This window comes from Arthrobacter sp. TJ-265, assembly GCF_058269135.1.
The window spans coordinates 554,004-575,561 of record NZ_JBZCND010000002.1 but is presented as its reverse complement, the minus strand read 5'-3'; the positions used below and the strand labels follow the sequence as shown (position 1 = coordinate 575,561).

Genomic DNA, 21,558 nt, shown 5'->3' with positions numbered 1-21,558 from the left:
CCTACAGATACGAGAAGGGCTCCCGGCTGCGGCCGGGAGCCCTTCTCGCGTTCGACCCTCAGCGGGGTGCGTCCACCGGTACATCCTCCGGGACGTCGCCGGCGACCCGGCGGTCCCAGGCGTCCATGACGCCCGGATCCGTGGCCCGGGTGGCGAGCGAGACGACGACATAGACGAGCGCGGACACGGCGAGGCCGTAGTAGATCGGCTCGTTGGCGTAGATGCCGTCGTACTGGTTCTCGGCGGTGACCTCAAGGTAGGCCATCACACCGAGGGTGACGAGCGTGCCCGCCGCCATCGAGGCGCCGGCGCCGATCCCATTGCCACGCCGCCAGACGAGGCCCCCGAGGATCGAGACGAGGAGACCTCCGACGAGGATGTCGTACGCGATGGTCAGGGCGGCCACGACGTCCTGGACGATCACGGCGAGGGCGATGGTGACGAGGCCGAGGCCGAGGACCCACCAGCGGCTCGACGCGACGTCGTGGTCCGACGACGAGCGCTCGCCGCCGTCCGTGCCGGCCTTGTCGCTCTTGCCGATCCAGCCGGCCACGAACGGCACGACGTCGGTCCGCGCCACGGTGGCTGCGGCGATCAGCGCGCCGGACGCCGTCGACATCATCGCGGCGACGGCCGCGGCGAGGACGAGCCCGCCGATACCGATCGGCAGGACGTTCAGGGCGATGTCCGCATAGACGTCGTCCTTCGACTCGATCGCGGGCAGGACGACGCTGGCGCTCATGCCGATCACGGCGCCGGCGACGCCGTAGAGGATGCAGTAGATGCCAGCGGCCGATCCGCCCCAGCGGGCGATCTCCGGTGTCCGGGAGGTGAAGACGCGCTGCCAGATGTCCTGCCCGATCAGCAGGCCGAGCGTGTAGACCACGAAGTAGGTGATGATGCTCTGCGCGCCGATGCCGGTGATGCTGAAGAACTCGTCTCCGGCGCGTTCGGCGATGCCGTCGAAGCCGCCCGCCGCCGCGAGGGAGAAGGGCAGCATGAGGGCGAAGACGCCGATGGTCTTGATCACGAACTGGGCCATGTCGGCCAGGGTGATGGACCACATGCCACCGATCGTCGAGTAGATCAGGACGATCGCCCCGCCGACGGCGATGGACAGCGCGCGGTCCCAGCCGAAGAGCACCACGAAGATCGTGGCGTAGGCGCCCGTCGACGTGGCGCAGAGCATGAGGGTGTAGGCGAGCATGACGATCCCGGACACCCGCGTGGCGCGGTGGCCGTACCGCAGGGTGAGCATCTGGGAGACGGTGTAGATCTTCAGCTTCTGGATGGTGGGGGCGAACAGGAGGCTGAGCAGCAGGACGCCGGTGCCGATGGCGACCACGAGCCACATGCCGGAGATGCCGTACTGGTAGCCGAGCCCCACGCCACCCACGGTGGAGGCGCCGCCCAGGACGACGGCCGCCATGGTGCCGGTATAGAGGAGCGGTCCGAGGCGCCGCCCGGCCACGAGGTAGTCGCTGGCGTTGCGGGTGCGGGACTTGCCCCACCACCCGAAGCCCAGCATGGCCGCGAGATACGCCACCACGATGGCTATATTGAGTGCTTGCATGGACGAGCCCTTCGGTCGAGATTCCCGCGTCGATGCCCTATGGGCAACTAATGTTGCCTAGTAAGCTACTCGTGACGCGGCTCACGCGTCAACCATGGCAAGCTCGTGGAAGGCGCTCGTTCACCCGCGAACCGATCGCCTTCCCCGAGCGCAGGAGGAGAGGACACGCATGAAGGCCCTGCCCGTCGAGCCCACGAATGCTCCGGTGGCCATCGGATCCCGGATCCGTGCCGCACGGCAGGCCCAGCGGATGACCATCGAGCAGGTCGCCGACTCCACGGGGCTGACGAAGGGGTTCCTGAGCAGGGTGGAGCGGGACCTCACGTCGCCATCCGTCGCCTCGCTCGTGACGCTGTGCCAAGTGCTGTCGATCTCCGTGGGGGACCTGTTCCTGGTGCCGGAGACCCACCTGACGCGGCTCGTGGACGCGCCCCGGATCAGCCTGGGCGGGCAGGGCATCAACGAGCGGCTCCTGACGGCGCGCTCCGAGCGTCGGCTCCAGGTGATCCGCGCCGTCGTCGAACCCCATGGACGGGGCGAGGACGAGCTCTACGCGGTGGACTGCGAGGTGGAGACCCTGCACGTGGTCGAGGGACGCTTCGTGCTGGTCTTCCCGAACGCCCGCTACGAACTCGGCGCCGGCGACACCCTCACCTTCCCGGGGCGGGAACCCCACACGTGGCTCAATCCGGACGGCCGGGAGGCCGTGGTGCTGTGGACGCTCGTCCCGGCGGCCTCGGGCAAGTAGCGTCTTCGGGAAGTAGCGCCGTTCAGCCCACGTGCACCCAGGGGCGCCTCGTCACGTCCGGCTCCGCGGCGCGCAGCACCTCGCGGGTGACCGGGGCGATCTCGCCCTCCCCGGTGAACAGGAACTTGAAGAGGTTGGCCACCGGGCCACCCTCCGTCCACCGGAAGTAGACGTGCGGCATGAGCCCGGTGACGTCCCGGATATGCAGCATCACGGCTGCGATGGTGTTCGGGACGTTGGAGCTGTGGACCTCGAGGATGCGGTACCCGTGCCGCACCACGCCGCGCACGCGCAGTTCCGTCTCGAAGTCGGAGGAATCGTCCACGGTCACCTCGATGAACAGGGGCCGCGAGGTGGTCGGGACGTGCGAGACCCTGCACGCGTGCTGGAGCTTGTGGCGGTAGGCCGCACTGCTGAGCCGTTTCGGTTCGTGGGCGATCAGCAGGATGTCGCCGTCGTCCTGCGCGCTGACGAAGGAGAGCGCTGCCTCGTCCATCCGGATGCTCGTGGCGCGCAGCTCGAACGCCCGCCGCGAGCGGGAGACGAACGAGACGACGATGATGCCCAGGATGAAGCAGGCGGCGATCTTCAGCCCCTCGGGGCGCTCCACGATGTTGACCGCCGTCGTCAGCACGAAGACTCCCGCGGCGATGCCGAACCCGATGGTCCTGCCACGCTGCTGCTTCCGTCGCGCGGACAGCATCACAGCCACGGACGCGGACGTGATGAGGGCGAGGACTCCGGTGGCGTAGGCACCGCCCTGCGCCTCGACGTCGGCCCTGAAGAAGAAGGTGACCAGGATGGCGATGAGGGTGATGACGAGGACGAGCGGACGCACGGCCTTGGCCCACTCCGGGGCCATCCCGTAGCGCGGCAGGTAGCGGGGCACGAGGTTGAGCAGGCCGGTCATGGCGGACGCCCCGGCGAACCACAGGATGCCGATCGTGGAGATGTCGTACGCCGTGCCGAAGCCGTCGCCGAGGTACTCGTGGGCGAGGTAGGCGAGCGCCCGCCCGTTGGCGGGGCCGCCCTCCTCGAAGGCCGCGGCGGGGATGAGCAGGGTGGTCACGAAGCTCGAGGCGATCAGGAAGCCGCTCATGATGAGTGCGGCCGAGGTGAGGAGCTTGTGCGCGCCGGCGATCCGGCCCGCGGGGTCCTGCTCGGTGTCGGCGGGCCCGCCCTGGATCTGCGGCATCACGACGACGCCGGTCTCGAAGCCCGACAGCCCCAAAGCCAGGCGGGGGAAGATCAGCACGGCCAGCCCGAGCATCACGAGGGGATTGCCGTGCTGCGTGGTCAGCGCCGACCACCAGGAGTCCACGAGCCCGCCCTGCGCCACGATCTGGGCCAGGGCGACGACGATCACGCACAGGTTGAGCAGGAGGAAGACGGCGACGAGGCCGACGGCGATGCCGATGGCCTCGGTGAACCCACGCAGGAAGACGCCCGACAGCGCGCCGAGGAACACCACCGTGATGAGGATCTGCTGCCCCTGCAGCCATGCGGGCGCGAACGGGTTCTCGATGAGGTGCGCGCTCGCATCGGCGGCCGAGAGCGTCATGGTGATGAGGAAGCTCGTCGCGGCGAATCCGAGCAGGACCAGCACGAAGACCTTGCCGCGCCACTTCGGCAGCAGCTTCTCGAGCATCGCGATGGATCCCTCGCCGCGCGGACTCTCCGACGCCACCCGCTTGTACACCGGCAGCGCGGCGAAGAGGGTCACGGCCACCAGGACGAGGGTGGCCAGGGGGGACAGGACGCCGGCGGCGGCCGCGGCGATCGCGGGCTGGTAGCCGAGGGTGGAGAAGTAGTCGACGCCGGTCAGGCAGATCACCTTCCACCACGACTGGGCGTGTTCCTGCTCGGGCTGGTGGGAGGCGGGCTGGTTCGACTCGTTGAGCAGCCAGCGCTCGAGGCGCCGCCTGATCCGGACCTGGGCCGGGGGCTGCGGAAGGGTGCGTACGGAAGAGCTCACGTGATCACCGTAGGACTCCGCTACCGGCCGGTAGCCGGTCTTTATGCATCCTTAACAGGGCCGACGCCGGGCCACCCTCACGGGGCGACTTCTCGCCAGTGAACCGAGGCCGAAGCGTGACCGCGGCGCGCACGGCAGGAACGGCGCCGGACCTAGGCTGGGACCAGCGGAGCGGGGCCACTGCGCCCACGCCATCACACACTCACCGGGGGACCATCCATGAAGAACACCAGCCTGAGCTGCATCGCGCTCGCTGCAGCCCTGAGCCTTGCCGGTTGCGGCTCGCTCCCGACAGGGGGCAGCGTCGGCGCCGATGGAACGGCGTCGCCGTCCGCCTCCGCTCCATCTGCTACTCCATCCGCGACCCCGTCCGCGATCCCATCAGCACCCCCGGCCCCCACCCCGTCCGCACCGCCCGCGGCGACCCCCGCCGCGACGGCCGCCCCGACGCCGTCGTCAGCGCCCGATCCCGAACCTTCCCCCTCCCTCTTCACGACGTCGGACGGCCTGTACTCCTTCGTCTTGCCGGCCACGTGGACGGCCACGCCCGTCCCCCCGAACACCGCACCCGACTACGGGGCGAACCTCAGCCGGACGGCGTACTCGATCCGGGACGCGGCCGGCACGGAGATGGCGCTCTTCATGGGCGGTATCCCGGGCGACGGAGCCGCAATTCCCCATCCGGGACACGTGCTCCTCGACAGCGAGGAGTTGCCTGCCCTGTCGGGCCAGGTGGACCGGGGTCCGGGTCCCATCAGCTACGTGTTCGACTACTTCCCCGATCCCGTCTCGGGGGACCTGGTGTACGTCGCGCGATTGCACCAGGGCCCGCTGCCCGCTGATGGCATCTACGCAATGCAGTTCACCCTCGCCTCCATCGGGACGAACGGGCAAGTGGCCTTCACCGCCACGTTCGACCAGACCCGGTTCCCCGAGCCCGCAGACGCGACGGCCTGGCTGGGGACCGAGGAGTACGCGGGGCTTCGCTCCATGCTGTCCTCCCTCACGTTCAACGGTTGACCCCTCTTCCCCCGCGGAATAGCCTTGTGCAAAACCTTTGATGCATATTGGGCAACTCCGTGGGGCCCGGACAGGATGGACACTGTGGAAGAACTGCGCGTCACGGGAGGCGGGCACGTAGGGCCCATCGACTCCTCCCGCATCCCCCGCTACGCGGGAGCAGCCACCTTCGCGCGCCTGCCGCGCCTGGACCAGGTGGACCGCGCGGACATCGCCGTCGTCGGCGTCCCCTTCGACTCCGGCGTGTCCTACCGCCCCGGCGCCCGGTTCGGCGGTAACCACATCCGCGAGGCCTCGCGCCTGCTCCGGCCCTACAACCCCGCCCTCGACGTCTCGCCGTTCGAGCGCGTGCAGGTGGTCGATGCCGGGGACATGGCCGTGAACCCGTTCAACATCAACGAGGCCATCGAGACGGTGCAGCAGAACGCGCTGGACCTTACTGCCGATGGCGCACGCCTCGTCACCCTCGGCGGCGACCACACCATCGCGCTGCCCCTCCTGCGCGCCGCGGCCGAGCGCGCGGGATCGCCTGTGGCGATGCTGCACTTCGACGCCCACCTGGACACGTGGGACACCTACTTCGGCGCCGAGTACACGCACGGCACCCCGTTCCGGCGTGCCGTCGAGGAGGGCATCCTCGACACCGAGGCCATCTCCCATGTCGGCACGCGCGGGCCCCTCTACGGCGTCCGCGACCTCGAGGACGACCGCCGCTTCGGATTCGGGATCGTGACCTCCTCGGACGTCTACCGGCAGGGCGTGGACGAGGTGGTGGACAAGCTGCGGCAGCGTATCGGCGACCGCCCGCTCTACGTCTCCGTGGACATCGACGTCCTCGACCCGGCCCACGCTCCCGGTACCGGGACGCCTGAGGCCGGCGGCATCACGAGCCGCGAACTGCTGGAGATCCTCCGCGGCCTGCGCGGGCTGAACCTGGTCGGCGCGGACGTCGTCGAGGTGGCTCCCGCCTACGACCACGCCGAGCTCACCGGGGTCGCGGCGTCGCACGTCGCCTACGACCTCGTGACCCTGATGGCCGACACCCTCACTCCCGCCGCCACGACCCCTGAGGACCAGTAGATGGACATCACCGCCGGCGCCGCGTCCGCGCCCCCCGCCCCCGTCTCCAGCCAGCGCAACGGCGGTGACCTGGTGGTCGAGACGCTCTCGGCCCTCGGGGCGACGACGGTGTTCGGCATCCCCGGCCAGCACGCGCTCGGCCTGTTCGACGCGCTGTCCCGCTCCGACCTCCGCTTCGTCTCCTCCCGCGTGGAGAACAACTCCGCCTTCGCCGCCGACGGCTTCTCCCGGGCGACCGGCGACGTCGGCGTCCTGTTCCTGTCAACCGGCCCCGGAGCGCTGACGTCCCTCGCCGGGCTGCAGGAGGCGTACGCCACCGGCGTGCCCATGGTGGTCGTCGCGAGCCAGATCCCCCTCGAGGGCCTGGGCGCGCGGCGCAAGGGCATGCTGCACCAGCTCGACGACCAGAAGGCCTCGGCGGCGAACGTCACGAAGAGCCAGCGGCTGATCCAGCACGCCTCCGGCATCCCTTCCGCCATCCAGGACGCCTGGACCGAGGCCGTGTCCTCGCCGCAGGGCCCCGTGTGGGTCGAGGTGCCGCAGAACGTGCTGCTGGATCCCGTGATGGTCCCGCAGGTGGAGGACGCACTCGCCGAGCCCGTCGACAACCCGCCGCGCATCGAGCTGGTGCGCGAGGCCGTCGCCTGGCTGAAGGACTCGAAGCGGCCCGCGATCGTCGCCGGCGGCGGCGCGCGGCGTGGCAGGGCGGAGAAGTGGCTGCTCTCGATCGCCGAGAAGCTCGGTGCGCCGGTGGTCTGCTCTCCCGGCGGCAACGGTGCCTTCCCCTGGGACCACGAACTCTCCCTCCAGTCCTGGGTGGAGGACCGCTACGTGACGGAGGTCCTCGAGGACGCCGACGTGCTGCTGGTGATCGGCTCGTCCCTCGGCGAGGTCACGTCCAACTACTTCACGATGGAGCCGCGGGGGCGCATCATCCAGATCGACGCCGAACCCCGCGTCCTCGAGTCCAACCGGCCGGCGCTCGGCATCCGCGCCGACGCCGGGCAGGCACTCAGCGCACTCGACGAGGCGCTCGAACCGCTGGACCGCGACCGCCTGCCCGGGTACGACGCCGCCGCGCTCGTCGCGGAGACCCTCGGGCGGGTCGGCGCACGGCTCGACGCGCAGGACCTCGGCAAGGAACGCGCCTTCATGCAGGACATCCGCGACGCCGTCCCGGCCGGCATGCAGACCTTCTGGGACATGACCATCTCGGCGTACTGGGCCTGGAGCTGCTGGGACGCCCGCGAGGGCGGGTTCCATTCTGCGCAGGGGGCCGGCGGCCTCGGCTTCGGCTTCCCCGGCGCGATCGGTGGATCGGTCGGACTGGAATCGCACGGCCTGCCCGCACGGGTCCTCGCCGTCTCCGGCGACGGTTCCGCCATGTACTCCATCGCCGAGCTCGCCACCGCGCGGCAGCACGACCTGCCCGTCACCTGGCTGATCGTGGACGACGGCGGCTACGGGATCCTCCGCGAGTACATGGAGGGCGCCTTCGGCCAGGCCACGGCGACCGAGCTCGCCCGGCCGGACTTCGTGGCGCTCGCGGAATCGTTCGGGGTGCCGGCACGCAGGGTCGCACCGGAGGGCATCGGCGAGGCGCTGCGCGAGAGCCTCGCGGCCGACGGCCCCAACGTCGTCGTCGTGGAGACGCTCCTGCGGCTCTTCGCACCCACCCACCTCGATCAGTAGGCTTCCTTTTTCCATCCCGGGGTGAGAGTGTCGGAAGAACTGCTCGACCACGTACATCGAGGGAGGAACCCCATGGCATTCAGCAAGGGCGACGAGGTCACCTGGAACACGCCGCAGGGCACGACCGAGGGAAAGGTCGTGGAGAAGCACGAGAAGGAATTCAGCTTCGACGACCAGAAGTTCAACGCGTCGAAGGACGAGCCCTACTACACCGTGGAGAGCGCGAAGTCGGGCAAGCAGGCCGCCCACAAGGAGAGCGCGCTGTCGAAGAAGTAGTGGGCACGGCGAGGGGGCGTTCCGCAGGGAGCGCCCCCTCGCCGCGTCCCGCTACGTCAGCGGATCGTGGCCCCAGTTCATCAGGGAGTACCGCCACTTCGAGGTCTCGATGTCCTCCTTGGAGGGCTTCTGCGCGACATGGCGGTGGACGTAGCCCACGACCTTCCGCATGTGCTCCACGTCCTCACTTGTGAGGTCGTCCCGCCGGGTGCGCAGGATGCCGATGATCCGCCTGCCGGACCGGTGGCCCACGGACTCACCGCCGTCCGGCTCCTTCTGGCCCACCGATCGGGATTCCTCGGTGTCGAGCCACGCCTCCAGCTGGGACGGGCTCATGTTCACCGCATCCTTCCACTGCGTCCATATCTCGTCGAGGTCGTGCTGGTTCTCCGCCATGGGGCGCCCTTCGTAGCAGTTCCTGGGGACATTGCACACCCTGGCCGTATCCCGGGCGTGCTATGGCTTTATCCTAAGCATGCTGATAGTTGTAGGGGGTAGGTCGAACCAACCTCGAAGGAGCTTTACATCATGGCAGGAAATCTTTTGGCACGATCCGCTCACGATCTCGGCGCGGCAGCCTGGTTCGGTGGAACCCTGATGGGCGCCGTCGGCCTCAACGGAGCCACCGGCAAGGCGAAGGACCCCAAGGAGCGCACGCGCCTGTCCTCGCTCGGCTGGGCGAAGTGGGCTCCGGTCCAGACCGCAGCCTTCGCGGCACACGCCGTCGGAGGCATCGGCCTGATCCTCGGCAACAAGGGCCGCGTCGCCGCCCAGGATTCCGTCGGGTCCAACACCGTCCTGAAGTCCGTGGTCACCGTGATCGGCATGGTGCTCTCGCTGTACTCGGGCATCCTCGGCAAGAAGGTCGGCGAGCTCGCCGAGCAGGGCAGCGCGGGCGCCACCGAGCCCCGACCCGGAGCGAGCGACGAACTCGCCAAGGCACAGTCCCAGCTCAAGATCACGCAGTGGCTCCTGCCCGTCATCAGCGGCATCGTCGTCGTGATGGGTGCGAAGCAGGGCGAGATGCAGCGTCCCGAGAACGTCAAGAAGGGCCTGCTCCGCAAGTAGACCCACCGATCCACCTCGGACCCCGCAGCGACCCCGCCCCACGCCACCCGGCGTCCGGTGGCGGTCCCTGCGGGGTTCCGTCATGGGAGGGTGCGCCTACTGCATCGTGAACGCGCGGGCCACACCGGCGTGGACGGCGCTGTTCCTGATCAGCGCCCCGAGGAGCGCGTTGCGCGGGCGCAGGACCGGACCGGGCAGGGGCCGCCCGAGCGCCATGTTGATGGCGGCCTTCCGGCGGGCCAGGGCCGCTTGCGCCCGGCGATCCCTCTCGTAGCGCGCGAGCCGCACGGCGACGTCCTGCCCGTCCCGCAGTGACGCCGCGATGATCGGGACCAGGTCGACGGCGTCGAGCCAGCCCAGGTTCATGCCCTGTCCGCCGATGGGGGACACCTCGTGGGCGGCGTCTCCTACCAGCACGACGCGCCCGGCGACGAGGCGCCGGGCGAGCCGGGACCGCACCTCGAACGCGCTCAGCATCGAGTTCGACGCCGGGTCGACGTCGACCCCCGTCCGCTCACGGACGAGCCGTGTGAGGCCGGCGGCGGTGGGGCGTTCCACCGGGCAGCCGACCCGCACGACCCAGCGCCGGATGCCCCCGGGCAGGGGGAAGGACTCGACGATCCCGCCCGTCTCCAGGTACAGGACGGCGTCGTCGCCGTCGCCCGTGGTGTCGCGGAAGTCGCCCATGACGTAGCAGTCCGGATAGCGATGCGCGGGGGCGCGAATCCCGGCGTCGTCACGGATGGAACTCCTGGCGCCGTCCGCCGCGACGACCAGCCGCGCCTGCAGGACGGCGTCCACGCCCTGCTCCCGGGTCACGGCCAGGATGTGGTCCCCGGCGTTGTGCGTGGTGACGACGGCGACGCCGCGGCGCAGCGTGCCCGGGAACCCGTCCTCGAGGTGGCGCTCCAGGATCTCCTCGGTGACGGCCTGCGGCACGGCGAGGACGTACGTCTCCTCGCCCGGGAGGGCCGAGAAGGAGACGGTGCCCACGTCCCGGCCTGCACTCCGGGCGATCCCGTCCCGGATCCGCACCCCCCGCGCGCGCAGGTCATCGGCGATGCCGCCGGCTTCGAGGGCACGCAGGGCCGGCGGGTGGATACCGATGGCACGCGAATGGCCGCTGCGCTCCCGACGGCGTTCCAGCACGACGGCGTCGAGCCCGGCCTGCCGCAGCAGCAGGGCGGTGTAGAGGCCGACGGGCCCGCCGCCGACCACGATCACGTCATGCACCGCCGTCTCCCGCCGAGCGGCGGTCGAGCACGAGCAGGTTGATGAACGGCACGGCCGTGCGGACCGTCCACTGCCCGCGTCCGTCGGTCGCTGCGCGCAACTCGTCCGGCGTGTAGCTGCGGCGGATCGAGGTCAGGCCGTCCTGGCGGATGTAGGAGCCGGGCAGCGGGAGGGTACCCGCCGAGAACAGCGCGTAGCCGAGCGGGTGCCGCGCGATATCGCTGTGCACCGCGACCGCGCGCGTCAGGCGTTGGGTGTCGTCGAGCAGGCCGTCGAACGCCGTGCGGTCGAGGTGGTGGAGCACGTGGTTCGAGACCACGGCGTCGAACACGGCCCCCTCGGCCACGAGCTCCGAGCTCAGCGCCCGGCGGAAGGACAGGCCGGCCAGGGGCGGACGCGACGTGGCGAAGGCGTGCGCGCGCTCGTCGGGGTCGATCGCCGTCACCTCGAGCGGGAAGCCGTCGAGCCGGGCCCAGCGTGCCAGCGTGCGCGGGACGTCCCCGCCGCCGGCGCCGATGTCGAGCAGCGTGTTGGTCCGGTCCCGCGAGAAGACCGGGCGGAGCAGCGAGGTGTAGGTGCGCCGCCACCCGGAGACGACGGCGTTGACCACCCCGAACTGGGCGTACGTGCGGTCGAGCCGGCGGGGGTCGCAGTCGGGCCGGTCCATCTCCTCGATGGCGTGCGGATCGCGCTCCGCGAGGAACCCTCGAGGCCTCATGCGCCCGCGTCGGTGAGGATGGGCGCCAGATCGTCGGGCACGACGTCGTCCGGGCCGCTCGCCGGACCGGCGTCGGCCGTCGCCGTCGCCGTCCCCGTCGCGGCCCCGGCGGCCGGTCCGCTGCCGATCCTGGTGAGCAGGGCCGTCTCGACCGTGAGCCCCGGGCCGAAGGCCATGGAGCAGATCCGGTTGTTCCCGTCGGAGGCCGGCTGGTCGAGGATGTGCTTCAGCACGAACATGACCGTCGCGCTGCTCATGTTGCCGTAGTCGCGCAGCGTCTCGCGGGCGGGGACGAGCTGGTCCCGGGTCAGGCCGAGCTTGGCTTCGACCTTGTCCAGGATGCTGCGCCCGCCCGGGTGGATGGCCCAGTGCTCGATCTCCGCATAGTCCAGGCCCTGCAGCGATGCGTCGCGGGCGAGCAGGGGTTCGAGGGCCCCGATGATGTGCTCGTCGATGATGTGGGGGACGTACGTTCCGAGGACCATCTCGAACCCCTCGTCGCCGATGTTCCAGGCCATGGATTCCTCGCCGACCGGGGTCAGCACGGTCTCGAAGTGATCGAGCGTCAGGGCGGGCCCGGTCAGGGGGAGGTCCCGGGCGGAGACGATCGCGGCCGCGGCACCATCGGCGAACAGCGACGAGCCGACGATGGTGTCGGGGTTGTTGGAGGACCGCACGTGGAGCGAGCACAGTTCGGCCGCGATGACGAGGACGACGGCGTCGGGGTCGGCGTCGCAGAAGGCCTTGGCCGCGCGCAGTGCCGGGAAGGCCGCGTAGCAGCCCATGAACCCGAGATGGTAGCGCTGCACGGAGGGTTCGAGGCCCAGCGCGCGCACCACCTTGTAGTCGGGACCCGGGGCGAAGAAGCCCGTGCAGGACGCCGTGACGACATGCGTGACGTCCGCCGCCTCGAGGCCCTGCGCCGCGTCCAGCGCCTTGCGGGCAGCCTCGACGAAGAGCTTCGTGCCCTCCTCGGCGTAGACCTCGTTGCGGGTCTTGGTGCTCGGCGTCAGGATCCGCAGTTCCTTCCGATCGAAGAACACGGGGTCCTCCGCGGCGCTGTCGAGCGTGAGTTCCCTGACGGCGGTGTAGCGCGTCTCGATGCCCGAGGAGTCGAAGGCCGCTCCGACCAGCCGCCGGCCGAGCCGCGTGAGGCCGGGTTGCGCGGCAAAGACATCACGGACCTGGGACTGCACCATGATCGTGTCGGGTACGGCGGTTTCGAGGGACCTCAGGATCGCAGTCATATGTCCATTACTAGAGGACTGACGCTGCAAACACAATGACAGTAGGCTTAGCATCCACCCTCCCGCCGTCACCAGGAGCATCATGTCCAACGAACCGTCAGGCACCCTCGACCAGGACGATCCCCGGGGCCCCGCTGTCGACCCCTCGACCGAGTTGCAGCAGTACCCAGGGTTCACGGAGCGCATGGACCCCCGCCCCGACCACGGCGAGGACAGCTATACCGGGCACGGGCGCCTCAGTGGCCGGCGCGCCTTCATCACCGGCGGCGACTCCGGCATCGGCAGGGCCGTGGCGCTGGCCTTCGCGCGCGAGGGCGCCGACGTCGCCATCGGGTACCTCCCCGAGGAGGAGGAGGACGGCGCCAGCTGCCTCGAACTCATCCGCGCCGAGGGCCGGAAGGCCCTGGCCGTGCCGGGCGACCTCCGCGACGAGGCCTACGCCGCGTCGGCCGTGTCACAGGTGGTGGACGGCCTCGGCGGCCTGGACATCCTCGTGAACAATGCGGGCTACCACATCGCGCAGCCGAACGGCCTGCCCGACGTCGACGCCGACCAGCTCCGGCGCACCTTCGAGACCAACGTCTACGGGACGATCTGGCTCACGCAGGCCGCACTGCCCCATCTGACGGCCGGCGCCTCGATCATCAACACCACGTCCGTCCAGGGGTACCACCCGTCCCGGAACCTCATGGACTATGCAGCGACCAAGGCTGCGCTCAACAACCTGACGTTCAGCCTCGCCGAGCTGCTCGGGGAGCGCGGGATCCGCGTCAACGCCGTCGCGCCCGGCCCCGTCTGGACGCCCCTGCAGCCCGCGACGACGACCAGTGAGAAGCTGGAATCCTTCGGCGAGGGCACACCACTGGGACGGATGGGGCAGCCGGCGGAACTGGCCGGCGCGTACGTCTTCCTCGCCTCGAACGATGCACGGTACGTCTCCGGAGAGATCCTCGGCGTCACCGGAGGCACACCCCTCGCCTGAGGGTCCGGGCGGACGGCGGGGCGACCACCCCGCCGTCCGGACCAAGCCGCGGCGGGGTACGGAACGAAGAACAGGCACCAGCGCCGGATGTTCGTGGCCGGCCGACATGGATGGGCTCACCGTGAAACACCTGACCGTACTGCCGCACCGTCGAGGCGCCGCACTCCTCGCCGTCATGCTCGCCTCGTCCCTGGCGCTCGCCGGGTGCGGAGCCGTCGAGGAGAACCCGCTCGGGGTGAACACCGCGGACAGCACCCGTGGGTCGGTGGCCACCCCGGCCCCCGGTCCGGACGGCAGCAGGGCGGAGCCCGTGGGCAGCGACCTCGGCGATGATCCCCTGAACGTGGGCGTCGACGGCGCGCAACTGTGCGGCGTCCAGCCCCGGGACAGCCGCCTGCGCTACACCGTCATGCTGCACAACCCGACCCTCGAGACCTTCACGTTCGGCGAGATGGCGCTCGGCAACCCCCAGGGGCTGGACATCCTCTCGGCGGAGGTGCAGACCGCGAACCGCGAGGGACACCACCATCCGGCACCGGAGGCGAGTGCGCACGAGGAGCACACGGCCGCCCCCACCCCGACGAAGCCTGCCGAGCCGATCGGACCGCCCGAGCCGGCGGAGGGGTACCGCTTCCTGCCGGACGCCCACATCAACATCATCGTCACGGTGGAACTCGCGGACGGCGTCACCCACGGCAGCGCCGACACCATCCTTGTCGCGTTCTCGTCCCCGGAACGCGACTACACGGTGCCGCACAACCTCAGGATCGACGTCGACGCCACGTCCTGCAACTGATCGTTCACGGGCCTCGACGCAGCGGAGCCCCCGTCGAGATGACGGGGGCTCCGCTGCGTCGTGCTGGACGGGCGGCAGACGCTCTGGGCGCTACCGGACCCGGAGAGCTCCTGGACTAGGCCGGGAGCTGCAGGACCTGGCCGGTGAAGATCAGGTCCGCGTGGATGACGGTGTCGGTGTTCGCGGCGAACAGTGCCTGCCAGCCGCCGTTGACGCCGAGCTTCGCGGCGATGGTGCTGAGGGTGTCACCCGACTGGATGGTGTAGGTCTGGCCGCTCAGTGCCACAGGGGCGACGGCGGGGGCCTGGACCGGTGCAGCGACGGGTGCCTGGACCTGGACGGGTGCTGCGACGGGCGCCTGGGCGACGGGGGCAACAGGTGCCTGGGCCTGGACGGGTGCTGCGACGGGTGCCTGGACCTGGACGGGTGCCTGGACGGGGGCGGCTACGGGAGCCGGAGCCTGCTGGGTGGAGACATAGCCGGTGGACGAGCCGCCGTTGAGGCCGAGCTTCGCCGAGCAGGCGGGCCATGCGCCCCAGCCCTGCATCTGCTGGAGATTCGTTGCAACACGCTTCTGCTCTGCGACGCTGGCCTGGGCGGGGGATCCCGAGCCGCCGGCTGCGTTCCAGCTCTGCTGGGAGAACTGCAGTCCGCCGAGGTAGCCGTTGCCCGTGTTGATGCTCCAGTTTCCGCCGCTCTCGCACTCTGCGAGCTGGTCCCAGGTGTCGGCGTTGGCCGCACCGGCCGAAGCGCCGAGACCGAGGCCGGCGATTGCTACTGCTGCGAGTCCGCGACGGGCTGTGGTGCTGAATTTGGTAGTGTTCATGGCGTTACGATGCTCCGAAAGGCCACCTGCACTAGGTCCGTCCCCGGACTTCTTCGCGCCGTTGCTCACCTTGACGGTATAGAGGTCATGGTTCGGCAGCCGCCTGTTGAGCAACGAGCGGTGGAGAGCGGTGCCGGGCATTCATCGCTGCTCGCCGAGCGGCAGCGTTTTCGCTTCCCCCTGACGGGGAACTACCCCTACCGTAGAGTAATTTCGTTTCGTTGCCAAATCGGTACTGAACCGTAATTGACTTTCTGTGAAGTTGAGAATTTATGCTGGACCTGTGGGGTATCTTCTGGGACACTCACCCGCCGAGGGTGATTCGGAGGTGCGGTAGAAGGCGTACCGAAGGCCCGGAGGGCGCGACAAAGGGGCCCGGACCGTCACGGTCCGAGCCCCTTCCGGTTCCGCTCAGGCGGACGACGCCCTGATCAGGCGGCGACCATCCCGTGCGGATCGATGACGTACTTGGTCGCAGCTCCGGCATCGAACTCCTCGTAGCCGCGGGGTGCGTCGTCCAGGCCGATCGACTTCGCGTTCACGGCCTTGGCGATCTGCACGCGATCGTGCAGGATCGCCATCATCAGGCCGCGGTGGTACTTCATCACCGGACACTGTCCGGTGGTGAAGGACAGCGACTTCGCCCATCCGGTGCCCAGACTGATCGACAGCGATCCGACCTTCGCGGCCTCGTCGATGCCTCCGGGGTCGCCGGTGACGTACAGGCCCGGGATGCCCAGTGCACCGCCGGCGGCCGTCACCTGCATCAGCGAGTTGAGCACCGTGGCCGGTGCCTCGGTCGACGCGCCGCTTCCGTGGCCACGGGCCTCGAAGCCGACGGCGTCGACGCCGCAGTCGACCTCCGGCACGCCCAGCAGCTGCTCGATCTGATCCCGCGGATCACCCTTGGACACGTCGACGGTCTCGCAGCCGAAGCTCCGGGCCTGGGCCAGCCGGTCCTCGTTGAGGTCGCCCACGATGACGACGGCGGCACCCAGCAGCTGCGCCGATGCCGCGGCGGCGAGGCCCACGGGGCCGGCTCCGGCGATGTAGACCGTCGATCCGACGCCGACGCCGGCCGTGACGGCACCGTGATAGCCGGTGGGGAAGATGTCCGACAGCATCGTCAGGTCGAGGATCTTCGCCAGGGCCTGGTCCCGGTCCGGGAACTTCAGCAGGTTCCAGTCCGCATAGGGCACGAGGACGTACTCGGCCTGTCCGCCCACCCAGCCGCCCATGTCCACGTAGCCGTAGGCGGCGCCGGGACGGGCGGGATTGACGTTCAGGCAGATGCCGGTCTTGCGTTCCTTGCAGTTCCTGCACCGCCCGCAGGCGATGTTGAAGGGGACGGAGCAGATGTCCCCCTTCTTGATGAATTCGACGTCGCGCCCCACCTCGACGACCTCTCCGGTGATCTCGTGTCCCAGCACGAGGTCTGCCGGCGCCGTCGTGCGCCCGCGGACCATGTGCTGGTCCGAGCCGCAGATGTTGGTGGTGACGGTCTTGAGGATCACGCCGTGGTGGAGGGCCCGGCCCACGTTGGCCGGATTCACCCCCGGCCCGTCCTTCAGCTCGAAGGTGGGGTACTCGGTGTCGATGACCTCCACTTTTCCTGGTCCCTTGTACGCAACAGCTCTGTTACCGCTCATGGAACTTCCTCTCGTGACACATCGGTCGCACCGGGTGTTGCCGGCGCTGGACTCGAGGGACGGAACGCGCAGGTGTGCGTCGTCCGCCCCCGGTGACGCGAACGTACACCGCAGGGGGTCGCATCGACGTTGCATGGCCGGATGTCCTGTCCACGGGCCATGTGTTGTGCCGCCGGACGCCGTGGGGGAGGGTGGAGGGATGACCGAGACCGTGTTGATCACCGGGGCCACGTCGGGGATCGGCGCCGAATTCGCGCGCCAGTTCGCCGCCCGAGGATGCGATCTGGTGCTGGTCGCCCGATCCCCGGGTCCCCTGGAGGAGGCGGCGGCGACGTATCGTGCGCTGGGCGTCGGGGCCGAGACGATCGCCGCGGATCTCCTCGAGGACGACGGGCTGGCCCGCGTCCTGGACCGCCTGGGCACTGCCGGGGGCGACCACCGGGCGCCTGTCACGGTGCTCGTCAACAATGCCGGTTACGGCCTGGTCGGGCCGTTCGCGGACAACGCGCTCGAGGACGAGATCCGCCACCTGAGGATCCACGTCGAGGTACCCCTCGCCCTGGCGCATGCAGCCCTCCAGTCGATGCGGCCCCGCCGCTCCGGGACGATCATCACGGTGGCGAGTGTCGCCGGTTTCACCCCGCGGGGCACCTACGGCGCTGCGAAGGCGGCCATGATCAGCTTCAGCCGCTGGGCGAATCCGGCGTACGGGCGGGAGGGGATCCGGGTGACGGCGGTCTGCCCGGGCTTCGTCCGCACGGAGTTCCACCAGCGCATGGGGATGGAGACGTCCTCCGTCCCCGCCGCCCTGTGGCTCGATACCGGTCTCGTGGTGCGGGAGGCACTCCGTGACACCGCGGCAGGCAAGGCCGTCTCCGTTCCCGGTCTCCGCTACAAGACCCTCGTGGCGCTTGCGCGGGTGGCGCCGTCGTCCCTCGTGGCCCGGCTCGCGGCGCGGGGCCGCTGAGCAGCGTCAGCGACCTGCGGCTCCGCCGTCCCAGGTGTCGTGCTCGAAGGCGGCGTCCTCGGGGTGGCGCGGGCGGTCGGCGCCGTCGGTCGCGTCCGTCGAGTCGTCCCCGTCGTACGCGGCAGGCACGGCGCCGGCCTCGTGGATTCCCTGCTCGTCCCGGATGCTCGCGGCATGGTGGTCCCACGATCCGGGGGACGGTTCCAGGATCTGCTCGCGCCGATCAGGGGCGGGACGGCCGTCGGGGTGTCCGTCGGAGGGATGCCCGCCCCGGGTCCCGCCGTCCGGATGTCCTGCGCTGCTCGACTCGGTCATGGTGCTCCTTCTCATGCCCTGCAGGGCGTCGGTCGGTGGACCGGACGGGTGATCGGTCACATCCCACGACCCCGTGTCAGGGGCGGTCAGTATGCTTATGATAGGGGATCACAGGTTGGTGACGTTGTCCCTTACAAGGAGGTAAGACGATGGCTGGATACTTCAAACTGGTGGACGCTCACGACGACGGTTTCCGGGTGAAACTGACCGCTCCCGATGGAACGCTCGTGGCAGTGTCCACGTATTACGCCACGAAGGACGAGGCGGTCGCGGGGATCGACCTCATCCGCGAGATCGCCGGGACCGGCCCGGTCGTCGACCACAGCCGCGTCGAGTCCCAGGAGCACGCGGCGCTCATGGACGGGCTGCAGTCCGGTCCGGACCGCGCGGGCACGGTCCGCCACAAGGCCTGAGTCGGCCCGACCGGCTTTCCCCGGGAGGTCGGGGACACGGTGTACGACTGTATACAGTGCCCCCGATCGTGGAATAGGATGGGGTTATTCCACAACCTCTCTGAAGGGAGCCAACGTCATGTCGACCGCGGACTCATTCGGCGCAAAGGGCGTTCTCGACGTCGCAGGCGCCAACTACGAAATTTTCCGGCTCAGCGCGGTCGAAGGCGCCGAGAACCTTCCGTTCAGCCTCAAGGTCCTGCTGGAGAACCTGCTCCGCACCGAGGACGGCGCGAACATCACGGCCGACCACGTCCGCGCGCTCGCGCAGTGGGATGCCGCGGCGGAGCCCAGCACGGAGATCCAGTTCACCCCGGCCCGCGTGATCATGCAGGACTTCACGGGCGTCCCCTGCGTCGTCGACCTCGCAACGATGCGTGAGGCTGTCGCGGACCTCGGCGGAGACCCCAAGCGCGTCAACCCGCTCGCCCCCGCCGAGATGGTCATCGACCACTCCGTCCAGATCGACGTGTTCGGCAACGCCGGCGCCCTCGAGCGCAACATGGAGATCGAGTACCAGCGCAACGGGGAGCGGTACCAGTTCCTGCGCTGGGGCCAGACCGCGTTCGACGACTTCAAGGTCGTCCCGCCGGGCATGGGCATCGTGCACCAGGTGAACCTCGAGTACCTCGCCCGCACCGTCATGACCCGCGAGGTCGACGGCGTGCTCCGCGCGTACCCCGACACGTGCGTCGGGACCGACTCGCACACCACGATGGTCAACGGCCTCGGTGTGCTGGGCTGGGGCGTCGGCGGTATCGAGGCGGAGGCCGCCATGCTCGGCCAGCCCGTATCCATGCTCATCCCGCGCGTCGTCGGCTTCAAGCTCACCGGTGAGATCCCGGCCGGCGCCACCGCCACGGACGTCGTCCTCACCATCACGCAGATCCTGCGCAAGCACGGCGTGGTCGGCAAGTTCGTCGAGTTCTACGGGGAGGGCGTCGCGTCCGTGCCCCTCGCCAACCGTGCCACCATCGGCAACATGAGCCCCGAGTTCGGCTCCACCGCCGCCATGTTCCCCATCGACGACGTCACGCTCGACTACCTGCGCCTCACGGGCCGCCCGGCGGAGAACGTGGCGCTCGTCGAGGCGTACGCCAAGGAGCAGGGCCTCTGGCACGATCCGTCGCGCGAGATCCGCTTCTCCGAGTACCTGGAACTGGACCTGTCCACGGTCGTCCCCTCGATCGCCGGGCCCAAGCGCCCGCAGGACCGCGTGGAGCTCAGCAACTCCAAGGCCCAGTTCCGCGAGGACCTGCGCAACTACTCGAACGACCCGGAGCTGACGTTCGCACCCGGGGGCACCGTGGACGAGTCCTCCCAGGAGAGCTTCCCCGCCTCCGACTCGCCGAGCTTCACGCCCGGCACGACGTCGTCGGTCACGGACGAGAACGCGGAACCCCGCGAGACCGTCGGTGCCGGGTCGAACGGCTCCACGCGTCCGTCGAAGAAGGTCGGCGTGACCATGAAGGACGGCCGCGAGTTCGAGCTGGACCACGGTGCCGTCAGCATCGCGTCGATCACGTCCTGCACCAACACGTCCAACCCGTCGGTCATGCTCGCCGCTGCGGTCCTGGCGCGCAACGCCGTCGAGAAGGGCCTCGTGTCCAAGCCGTGGGTCAAGACCTCCGTGGCCCCCGGGTCGAAGGTCGTCACCGACTACTACGAGAAGTCGGGCCTGATCCCGTACCTGGAGAAGCTCGGCTTCTTCACGGTCGGCTACGGCTGCGCCACCTGCATCGGCAACTCCGGCCCGCTGGAGGACGAGATCTCGCAGGCCATCCAGGACAACGACCTCGCCGTCACCGCCGTCCTGTCCGGCAACCGCAACTTCGAAGGCCGCATCAACCCGGACGTGAAGATGAACTACCTGGCGTCCCCGCCGCTGGTGGTCGCCTACGCACTCGCCGGCACCATGGACTTCGACTTCGACAACGAGCCCCTCGGCCAGGACGAGGCCGGCAACGACGTCTTCCTGAAGGACATCTGGCCCAACCCGGTCGAGGTCCAGAAGGTCATCGACTCCTCGATCGACGAGGAGATGTTCACGTCGAGCTACAAGACGATCTTCGAGGGCGACGAGCGCTGGAAGTCCCTGCCCACGCCCGACGGCGACACCTTCGCCTGGGATCCCGAGTCCACCTACGTGCGGAAGCCCCCGTACTTCGACGGCATGCAGCGCGAGGCGAGCCCGGTCGAGGACATCGACGGCGCCCGGGTGCTGCTGAAGCTCGGCGATTCGGTCACCACCGACCACATCTCGCCTGCGGGATCCTTCAAGTCGGACACCCCGGCCGGCCGGTACCTCACGGAGAAGGGTGTGCAGCGCAAGGACTTCAACTCCTACGGCTCGCGTCGCGGCAACCACGAGGTCATGATCCGCGGCACCTTCGCGAACATCCGCATCAAGAACCAGCTGCTCGACGGCGTCGAGGGCGGGTTCACGCGGGACTTCTCGCAGCCGGATGCGCCGCAGGCCGCTGTGTACGACGCCGCCGAGAACTACCGCGCGGCGGGTACGCCGCTCGTGGTCCTCGCCGGCAAGGAGTACGGGTCGGGGTCCTCGCGTGACTGGGCAGCCAAGGGCACCGCGCTGCTCGGCGTGAAGGCCGTCGTCGCCGAGAGCTACGAGCGCATCCACCGCTCGAACCTCATCGGGATGGGCGTCCTGCCCCTGCAGTACCCCGAGGGCCAGAACGCGGAGAGCCTCGGCCTCACCGGCACGGAGACCTTCGCGGTCAGCGGTGTCACCGAGCTCAACGAGGGCCGCACGCCCCGCACGGTGAAGGTCAGCGCCACCCCGGCCGACGGCGGATCGCCGATCGAGTTCGACGCCGTCCTGCGCATCGACACCCCGGGTGAAGCCGACTACTACCGCAACGGCGGCATCCTGCAGTACGTGCTGCGCCAGCTCGCGAGCTAGCGCCCACCTCCGGTTCCG

General features: G+C 69.6%; 20 protein-coding genes. 11 read left to right on the top strand and 9 right to left on the bottom strand.

Annotated elements, in window-relative coordinates; all coding sequences use genetic code 11:
- Positions 1–58: 58 nt before the first annotated feature.
- On the bottom strand, positions 59–1,573 hold the full coding sequence (locus AC4D2E_RS11220) for a sodium:solute symporter family protein (protein WP_490952676.1): 1,515 nt from the start codon (positions 1,571–1,573) through the stop codon (positions 59–61).
- Positions 1,574–1,742: 169 nt separating this feature from the next.
- On the opposite strand from AC4D2E_RS11220, the gene AC4D2E_RS11215 reads away from it, so the two are divergent.
- Positions 1,743–2,321, top strand: coding sequence for a helix-turn-helix domain-containing protein (locus AC4D2E_RS11215; RefSeq protein ID WP_104168722.1), 579 nt, complete (start codon positions 1,743–1,745; stop codon positions 2,319–2,321).
- Between the two features lie 22 nt (positions 2,322–2,343).
- Here the strand turns inward: AC4D2E_RS11215 and AC4D2E_RS11210 are convergent, their stop codons facing one another.
- The gene (locus AC4D2E_RS11210; protein ID WP_490952675.1) at positions 2,344–4,296 is read right to left on the bottom strand and encodes an amino acid permease; all 1,953 of its coding nucleotides are present in this window, start codon (positions 4,294–4,296) and stop codon (positions 2,344–2,346) included.
- A 219-nt stretch (positions 4,297–4,515) separates the two neighbouring features.
- Here AC4D2E_RS11210 and AC4D2E_RS11205 point away from each other — a divergent pair, with 219 nt between their 5' ends.
- The 4 genes from AC4D2E_RS11205 to AC4D2E_RS11190 all read left to right on the top strand — a co-directional run bounded on the left by AC4D2E_RS11205 (position 4,516) and on the right by AC4D2E_RS11190 (position 8,364).
- A complete protein-coding gene (locus AC4D2E_RS11205; RefSeq protein WP_490952674.1) occupies positions 4,516–5,316 on the top strand; it encodes a hypothetical protein in 801 nt (266 codons plus the stop codon).
- Positions 5,317–5,400: 84 nt separating this feature from the next.
- Positions 5,401–6,396 carry an agmatinase gene (speB, locus tag AC4D2E_RS11200; protein WP_490952717.1) on the top strand — a complete coding sequence of 332 codons (996 nt, stop codon included), beginning with the start codon at positions 5,401–5,403 and terminating at the stop codon, positions 6,394–6,396.
- The gene (locus AC4D2E_RS11195; protein ID WP_490952673.1) at positions 6,397–8,088 is read left to right on the top strand and encodes a thiamine pyrophosphate-binding protein; all 1,692 of its coding nucleotides are present in this window, start codon (positions 6,397–6,399) and stop codon (positions 8,086–8,088) included.
- A gap of 72 nt (positions 8,089–8,160) precedes the next feature.
- Positions 8,161–8,364: a hypervirulence associated TUDOR domain-containing protein gene (locus tag AC4D2E_RS11190; protein ID WP_490952672.1), complete on the top strand. Its 204-nt coding sequence runs from the start codon at positions 8,161–8,163 to the stop codon at positions 8,362–8,364.
- Between the two features lie 51 nt (positions 8,365–8,415).
- Here the strand turns inward: AC4D2E_RS11190 and AC4D2E_RS11185 are convergent, their stop codons facing one another.
- Positions 8,416–8,760 (bottom strand): DUF3140 domain-containing protein, encoded by a 345-nt coding sequence (locus AC4D2E_RS11185; protein ID WP_490952671.1) that lies wholly within the window; start codon positions 8,758–8,760, stop codon positions 8,416–8,418.
- Between the two features lie 132 nt (positions 8,761–8,892).
- Between AC4D2E_RS11185 and AC4D2E_RS11180 the strand changes: the two genes are divergently transcribed.
- Positions 8,893–9,432 (top strand): hypothetical protein, encoded by a 540-nt coding sequence (locus tag AC4D2E_RS11180; RefSeq protein ID WP_104168717.1) that lies wholly within the window; start codon positions 8,893–8,895, stop codon positions 9,430–9,432.
- A 96-nt stretch (positions 9,433–9,528) separates the two neighbouring features.
- Here AC4D2E_RS11180 and AC4D2E_RS11175 read toward each other — a convergent pair whose 3' ends face one another.
- Genes AC4D2E_RS11175 through AC4D2E_RS11165 form a run of 3 tightly spaced genes read right to left on the bottom strand, consistent with a single transcriptional unit; the run spans position 9,529 to position 12,630 of the window.
- Entirely contained in the window at positions 9,529–10,665 is a 1,137-nt protein-coding gene (locus tag AC4D2E_RS11175) for an FAD-dependent oxidoreductase (RefSeq protein ID WP_490952670.1), read from the bottom strand.
- A complete protein-coding gene (locus AC4D2E_RS11170; RefSeq protein WP_490952669.1) occupies positions 10,658–11,383 on the bottom strand; it encodes a class I SAM-dependent methyltransferase in 726 nt (241 codons plus the stop codon). The genes AC4D2E_RS11175 and AC4D2E_RS11170 overlap by 8 nt, the downstream gene beginning before the upstream one ends.
- Positions 11,380–12,630, bottom strand: coding sequence for a type III polyketide synthase (locus AC4D2E_RS11165; protein ID WP_490952668.1), 1,251 nt, complete (start codon positions 12,628–12,630; stop codon positions 11,380–11,382). Before AC4D2E_RS11165 ends, AC4D2E_RS11170 begins: the two co-directional genes overlap by 4 nt.
- Positions 12,631–12,712: 82 nt before the next feature.
- On the opposite strand from AC4D2E_RS11165, the gene AC4D2E_RS11160 reads away from it, so the two are divergent.
- On the top strand, positions 12,713–13,612 hold the full coding sequence (locus tag AC4D2E_RS11160; RefSeq protein ID WP_104168713.1) for an SDR family oxidoreductase: 900 nt from the start codon (positions 12,713–12,715) through the stop codon (positions 13,610–13,612).
- Between the two features lie 121 nt (positions 13,613–13,733).
- Positions 13,734–14,408: a hypothetical protein gene (locus AC4D2E_RS11155; protein ID WP_490952667.1), complete on the top strand. Its 675-nt coding sequence runs from the start codon at positions 13,734–13,736 to the stop codon at positions 14,406–14,408.
- Between the two features lie 115 nt (positions 14,409–14,523).
- On the opposite strand, the gene AC4D2E_RS11150 is transcribed toward AC4D2E_RS11155, so the two are convergent.
- Both AC4D2E_RS11150 and fdhA read right to left on the bottom strand, forming a co-directional pair.
- On the bottom strand, positions 14,524–15,234 hold the full coding sequence (locus AC4D2E_RS11150; RefSeq protein ID WP_490952666.1) for a transglycosylase family protein: 711 nt from the start codon (positions 15,232–15,234) through the stop codon (positions 14,524–14,526).
- A gap of 431 nt (positions 15,235–15,665) precedes the next feature.
- Positions 15,666–16,883 carry a formaldehyde dehydrogenase, glutathione-independent gene (gene fdhA / locus AC4D2E_RS11145; RefSeq protein ID WP_104168710.1) on the bottom strand — a complete coding sequence of 406 codons (1,218 nt, stop codon included), beginning with the start codon at positions 16,881–16,883 and terminating at the stop codon, positions 15,666–15,668.
- Between the two features lie 199 nt (positions 16,884–17,082).
- Here fdhA and AC4D2E_RS11140 point away from each other — a divergent pair, with 199 nt between their 5' ends.
- Positions 17,083–17,850, top strand: a complete 768-nt coding sequence (locus tag AC4D2E_RS11140; protein WP_490952665.1) for an SDR family NAD(P)-dependent oxidoreductase — start codon at positions 17,083–17,085, stop codon at positions 17,848–17,850.
- A 6-nt stretch (positions 17,851–17,856) separates the two neighbouring features.
- Here the strand turns inward: AC4D2E_RS11140 and AC4D2E_RS11135 are convergent, their stop codons facing one another.
- A complete protein-coding gene (locus tag AC4D2E_RS11135) occupies positions 17,857–18,165 on the bottom strand; it encodes a hypothetical protein (RefSeq protein WP_490952664.1) in 309 nt (102 codons plus the stop codon).
- Positions 18,166–18,314: 149 nt separating this feature from the next.
- Here AC4D2E_RS11135 and AC4D2E_RS11130 point away from each other — a divergent pair, with 149 nt between their 5' ends.
- Positions 18,315–18,578: a YegP family protein gene (locus AC4D2E_RS11130; protein ID WP_104168707.1), complete on the top strand. Its 264-nt coding sequence runs from the start codon at positions 18,315–18,317 to the stop codon at positions 18,576–18,578.
- A 118-nt stretch (positions 18,579–18,696) separates the two neighbouring features.
- The gene (locus AC4D2E_RS11125; protein WP_104168706.1) at positions 18,697–21,540 is read left to right on the top strand and encodes an aconitate hydratase; all 2,844 of its coding nucleotides are present in this window, start codon (positions 18,697–18,699) and stop codon (positions 21,538–21,540) included.
- Positions 21,541–21,558 lie beyond the last annotated feature (18 nt).

What these genes read in the sequence shown, in the direction of transcription:
- fdhA (WP_104168710.1), bottom strand. Translation starts at nt 16,883, where the DNA reads ATGAGCGGTAACAGAGCTGTTGCGTACAAGGGACCAGGAAAAGTGGAG.
- AC4D2E_RS11195 (WP_490952673.1), top strand. Translation starts at nt 6,397, where the DNA reads ATGGACATCACCGCCGGCGCCGCGTCCGCGCCCCCCGCCCCCGTCTCC.
- AC4D2E_RS11205 (WP_490952674.1), top strand. Translation starts at nt 4,516, where the DNA reads ATGAAGAACACCAGCCTGAGCTGCATCGCGCTCGCTGCAGCCCTGAGC.
- AC4D2E_RS11135 (WP_490952664.1), bottom strand. Translation starts at nt 18,165, where the DNA reads ATGACCGAGTCGAGCAGCGCAGGACATCCGGACGGCGGGACCCGGGGC.
- AC4D2E_RS11165 (WP_490952668.1), bottom strand. Translation starts at nt 12,630, where the DNA reads ATGACTGCGATCCTGAGGTCCCTCGAAACCGCCGTACCCGACACGATC.
- AC4D2E_RS11220 (WP_490952676.1), bottom strand. Translation starts at nt 1,573, where the DNA reads ATGCAAGCACTCAATATAGCCATCGTGGTGGCGTATCTCGCGGCCATG.
- AC4D2E_RS11170 (WP_490952669.1), bottom strand. Translation starts at nt 11,383, where the DNA reads ATGAGGCCTCGAGGGTTCCTCGCGGAGCGCGATCCGCACGCCATCGAG.
- AC4D2E_RS11185 (WP_490952671.1), bottom strand. Translation starts at nt 8,760, where the DNA reads ATGGCGGAGAACCAGCACGACCTCGACGAGATATGGACGCAGTGGAAG.
- AC4D2E_RS11130 (WP_104168707.1), top strand. Translation starts at nt 18,315, where the DNA reads ATGGCTGGATACTTCAAACTGGTGGACGCTCACGACGACGGTTTCCGG.
- AC4D2E_RS11190 (WP_490952672.1), top strand. Translation starts at nt 8,161, where the DNA reads ATGGCATTCAGCAAGGGCGACGAGGTCACCTGGAACACGCCGCAGGGC.
- AC4D2E_RS11150 (WP_490952666.1), bottom strand. Translation starts at nt 15,234, where the DNA reads ATGAACACTACCAAATTCAGCACCACAGCCCGTCGCGGACTCGCAGCA.
- AC4D2E_RS11140 (WP_490952665.1), top strand. Translation starts at nt 17,083, where the DNA reads ATGACCGAGACCGTGTTGATCACCGGGGCCACGTCGGGGATCGGCGCC.
- AC4D2E_RS11180 (WP_104168717.1), top strand. Translation starts at nt 8,893, where the DNA reads ATGGCAGGAAATCTTTTGGCACGATCCGCTCACGATCTCGGCGCGGCA.
- AC4D2E_RS11125 (WP_104168706.1), top strand. Translation starts at nt 18,697, where the DNA reads ATGTCGACCGCGGACTCATTCGGCGCAAAGGGCGTTCTCGACGTCGCA.
- AC4D2E_RS11160 (WP_104168713.1), top strand. Translation starts at nt 12,713, where the DNA reads ATGTCCAACGAACCGTCAGGCACCCTCGACCAGGACGATCCCCGGGGC.
- AC4D2E_RS11215 (WP_104168722.1), top strand. Translation starts at nt 1,743, where the DNA reads ATGAAGGCCCTGCCCGTCGAGCCCACGAATGCTCCGGTGGCCATCGGA.